Origin of the sequence: Actinophytocola sp., from assembly GCF_045807065.1 — a bacterium.
In the GTDB taxonomy this organism is placed as follows: domain Bacteria; phylum Actinomycetota; class Actinomycetes; order Mycobacteriales; family Pseudonocardiaceae; genus Actinophytocola.
In genome coordinates this window covers 1-4,086 of the sequence record NZ_JBJMIE010000034.1, presented here as the reverse complement: position 1 = coordinate 4,086, position 4,086 = coordinate 1, and the positions used below count along the sequence as shown (strand labels likewise).

4 protein-coding genes and 1 tRNA gene are annotated in these 4,086 nt (G+C 67.6%); 2 read left to right on the top strand and 3 right to left on the bottom strand.

Translation table 11 applies throughout. The annotated features are described in order from the left end of the window. Together ACJ73U_RS01990 and ACJ73U_RS01985 are read right to left on the bottom strand one after the other, a co-directional pair. A partial coding sequence (locus ACJ73U_RS01990; RefSeq protein ID WP_407775749.1) for an Hsp70 family protein occupies positions 1 to 1,046 on the bottom strand: 1,046 nt, incomplete at its 3' end. Positions 1,047 to 1,195: 149 nt separating this feature from the next. Next, positions 1,196 to 1,906, bottom strand: coding sequence for a DUF4097 family beta strand repeat-containing protein (locus tag ACJ73U_RS01985; RefSeq protein ID WP_407775748.1), 711 nt, complete (start codon positions 1,904 to 1,906; stop codon positions 1,196 to 1,198). Positions 1,907 to 2,073: 167 nt separating this feature from the next. Between ACJ73U_RS01985 and ACJ73U_RS01980 the strand changes: the two genes are divergently transcribed. After that, positions 2,074 to 3,267, top strand: a complete 1,194-nt coding sequence (locus ACJ73U_RS01980; RefSeq protein WP_407775747.1) for an MFS transporter — start codon at positions 2,074 to 2,076, stop codon at positions 3,265 to 3,267. Here ACJ73U_RS01980 and dcd read toward each other — a convergent pair. Further along, positions 3,223 to 3,804: a dCTP deaminase gene (dcd, locus tag ACJ73U_RS01975; RefSeq protein ID WP_407775746.1), complete on the bottom strand. Its 582-nt coding sequence runs from the start codon at positions 3,802 to 3,804 to the stop codon at positions 3,223 to 3,225. The two genes, ACJ73U_RS01980 and dcd, sit on opposite strands and share 45 nt — an antisense overlap. A 64-nt stretch (positions 3,805 to 3,868) precedes the next feature. Between dcd and ACJ73U_RS01970 the strand changes: the two genes are divergently transcribed. Further along, positions 3,869 to 3,942, top strand: a tRNA-Gly gene (locus ACJ73U_RS01970). Positions 3,943 to 4,086 lie beyond the last annotated feature (144 nt).

Genomic DNA, 4,086 nt, shown 5'->3' with positions numbered 1-4,086 from the left:
GCGCCGACCGCGACGACCTCGTCCGGGTTGACGCCCTTGTTCGGCTCCTTGCCGCCGGTCAGCTCCTTCACCAGGTCGGTGACGGCCGGCATGCGGGTCGAGCCACCCACGAGCACGACGTGGTCGATGTCGCCGACCTTGATGCTGGCGTCCTTGATCACGTTGTTGAACGGGGCACGGGTGCGGTCCAGCAGGTCGCTGGTGATCCGCTGGAACTCGGCACGGGACAGCGTCTCATCGAGGAACAGCGGGTTCTTGTCCGCGTCCACCGTGATGTACGGCAGGTTGATGTTCGCACTGTTCGAGCTGGACAGCTCGATCTTCGCCTTCTCCGCGGCCTCACGGATGCGCTGGAGCGCCATCTTGTCCTTGGTGAGGTCGATGCCCGAGGACTGCTTGAACTTGTCGACCAGCCAGTCGACGATCCGCTGGTCCCAGTCGTCGCCACCGAGGTGGTTGTCACCGGACGTCGCGCGGACCTCGACCACGCCCTCGCCGATCTCCAGCAGCGACACGTCGAACGTGCCACCACCGAGGTCGAACACGAGGATGGTCTGCTCCTTCTCGCCCTTGTCCAGGCCGTACGCCAGGGCGGCCGCGGTCGGCTCGTTCACGATCCGCAGCACGTTCAGGCCGGCGATCTGCCCGGCCTCCTTGGTGGCCTGCCGCTGGGAGTCCTCGAAGTACGCCGGAACGGTGATCACCGCGTCGGTGACCGGCTCGCCCAGGTAGGCCTCGGCGTCCCGCTTCAGCTTCATCAGCACGCGGGCGCTGATCTCCTGCGGGGAGTACTTCTTGCCGTCGACCTCGGTCTTCCAGTCCGTGCCCATGTGCCGCTTGACCGAACGGACCGTGCGGTCGACGTTGGTCACGGCCTGGTTCTTCGCCGGCTGACCGACGAGTACCTCACCGTTCTTGGCGAAGGCCACGATGGACGGGGTCGTCCGCGAACCCTCGGAGTTGGCGATCACCGTCGGCTCACCGCCCTCGAGGACGGCGACGACGGAGTTGGTCGTCCCCAGGTCGATTCCGACCGCTCGCGCCATTGGTATTCCTCCTGCTTTCTGCTCCTGTGTGGGTTGAGTGGCTCCCACTCAAGTCTGCCGTCGGGTTGGATCACTCGTCAAACCAGACTTGAGCCCCTGACACTCAACCTTCCTGATTCCCTCAACGAGCGACCGGCCCCGTGTGTTCCCTAGGCGGGCCGCAAAGTCACATCGCCGCTGTCGGACCGCAGTTCGATGCGGGGCCCCGAGGTGCCGCCCCCGAGCTCGTTCGTGGCCTCGTCGGCCTGGATGACGACCCGGTACCTGCCCTTGGGCACGGTCACGTCGACGTCGCCGCTCGACGTGCTCGCCGTGACGCTCCCCGGTTCGGCGAGGGCCACTGTGACATTCCCGGACCGGGCGCCGGCCACGACCGCGCCCTGGATGCCGGACAGGTCGACGTTGCCGGACCGCGCCTTGGCGTTGACCTCGCCATCGACGTCGCGCAACGTCACATCGCCGGATTCGGCCTCGACGTTCGCGCTGGTTGCGCCCGTCACCTCGAGGTCACCCGAGTCGAGATGCCCGCTGACCTTGGTGACCTTCGGGACCGTGACGTCGTAGTCGACTCGGCAGTCCTGCTCCGGACAGTCCTCGAGGACCAGCACGTTCCCGTCGACGTGGAACGTCTCGCCCGGTTTCGCGTCCCCGTAACTGACGTCACGGTGCACCTCGAGCTTGTCACCTGAAGTGATCGTGACGTCACCCGAGTCGCTCGCGATCCGCACCTCGCCGACCGACTCCGACAACGTCCGCGAGTCGCTGAACTTCTCGTCGGCGATCCCCACCCAGTTGCATGCCGCCAGCAGCAGACCGCCGGCCAGGACGGTGACCCCTACCAACGCGTACCTGATCCGCATTGTCCCGCCTCCACTCAAGATTCCTGTGCCGTACTGAAGCTATGGCGGGAGAGTGCGGCGCGACATCCGGGAAGCCCCCCACCCGACGGTAGGTCTACCACCAGCATGCTTCTCATACCGCGGGAAACCGTTCCCAACATTCAGGATCCGCGAGCTACCGTGACGGCATGCGACGCTGGTTCATCCTGGCCACCGGACTGATCGCGCAGGCCACCACGTGCAGTTTCCTGTACGGTCTCCCGTTCCTGATCCCGGCGCTGCAGGCGGACCACGGGCTGTCGCTGACCTCGGCTGGCCTGCTGATCTCGGCGCCGCTGCTCGGCCTGCTGTGCGCACTCATCGCGTGGGGCGCGGCGGCCGACCGCTACGGCGAGCGAACCGTGATGACGATCGGTCTGGCCCTCACCGGCGCGCTCCTGCTGGCGAGCCTGGCGCTGCCGGGATTCGTGCTGTTCGGCGCCGGCCTGATGCTGGCGGGCGCCTGCGCGGCGTCGGTGAACGCGGCGAGCGGCCGGGTGGTGCTGGGCTGGTTCAGCGCCCGGGAACGCGGCCTGGCAATGGGCATCCGGCAGACCGCCCAGCCGGTGGGCGTCGGCATCGCGGCCGCGACCCTGCCACCACTGGCCGATCACTTCGACTTCGAGACGGCCGTGGCCCTGCCGGCGGTGCTGTGCCTGCTGTCGGCGGCGCTGGTGTGGTTCGTGGTGGTCGACCCGCCCCGGCCGCCGCGAACCGTGTCGGCGGCGGTGTCCCCCTACAGGGGCCCTCGTTCGACGACACTGATCCGCCTGCACACGGCGAGCGCGATGCTGGTGTTCCCCCAGTTCGTGTCGGCGACGTTCGCGGTCACCTACCTGGTGTCGTCGCGCGGCTGGAACCCCGTGGCGGCCGGCCAGTTGGTGGCGGTGGTGCAGGTGGTTGGCGCGGCCGGCCGGATCCTGGCGGGCGTGTGGTCGGACCGGGCCGCGAGCCGCATGCGCCCGATGCGCCTGATCGCGGTGTTCGCCCTGGCCACGATGGTGCTGTGGGCGGTGGGCGATGTCCTGGACTCGTGGCTGGCGATAGCCGCCCTGGTAGCGGCCCTGATCGTGACGGTCACCGACAACGGCCTGGGCTTCACGGCCACCGCGGAGCTGGCCGGCCCGTTCTGGGCGGGCCGAGCGCTGGGCGTGCAGAACACCGGCCAGAACGTGGCGGCGATGGCCGCCGCCCCGCTGTTCGGCGCCCTGATCACCGCGTTCGGCTACCCGGCGGCACTGCTGCTGGCGGCAGTGTTTCCCGCGGCGGGCGCGGCACTGACCCCGGTGGCGGGAGAGTCAGCGGCGCGTGTCGACGCGGTGGAAGTTGAGGTACGCCCGTGAAGGGGTGGGCCCACGCTGCCCCTGGTAGCGGGAGCCGGCCTGCTTGGACCCGTAGGGGTTCTCGGCCGCACTGGTCAGCCGGAAGAGGCACAGCTGCCCGATCTTCATCCCGGGCCAGAGCGTGATGGGCAGATTGGCGACGTTGGACAGTTCGAGGGTGATGTGCCCCTGAAACCCGGGATCGATGAACCCGGCCGTCGAGTGGGTGAGCAGACCGAGACGCCCGAGCGAGGACTTCCCCTCGAGCCGCCCGGCAAGATCGTCAGGCAGCTCGACCCCCTCGAAGGTGGACCCGAGCACGAACTCACCCGGATGCAGCACGAACGGCTCGTCATCGGCGGTCTCGACCAGCGTGGTGAGGTCGTCCTGCTGCTGCCGGGGGTCGATGTGGGTGTACTTGGTGTTGTTGAACACCCGAAAGAACCGGTCAAGCCGCACGTCGATACTCGACGGCTGGATCATCGCCTCGTCGAAAGGGGCGACCCCGAGACGCCCGCAGGCGAGCTCCTTGCGTAGATCACCATCGCTCAGCAACACCCGCCCACCCTAGCGAGCCCGTCCCAGGATGAGGAGCGCTACCGTGTACGCTCTGCACCACATCGCGGATGTAGTTCAATGGTAGAACATCAGCTTCCCAAGCTGAGAACGCGGGTTCGATTCCCGTCATCCGCTCCAAGCCAGAATTCCCAGGTCACAGCATGTCTACTGTAGGATCTGGGGTTCCGTCGTTTCTAGATCAAATGATCCTGTCGTGCTGTCTGCGTGCTGTAGCGACCCTCACTCACCGGACGTTGCAGAGAGGACTCGCGGACCGGGCGG

Excerpts from the sequence above, each read along its gene's own strand:
- ACJ73U_RS01985 (WP_407775748.1), bottom strand. The coding sequence starts at position 1,906 with ATGCGGATCAGGTACGCGTTGGTAGGGGTCACCGTCCTGGCCGGCGGT.
- ACJ73U_RS01980 (WP_407775747.1), top strand. The coding sequence starts at position 2,074 with ATGCGACGCTGGTTCATCCTGGCCACCGGACTGATCGCGCAGGCCACC.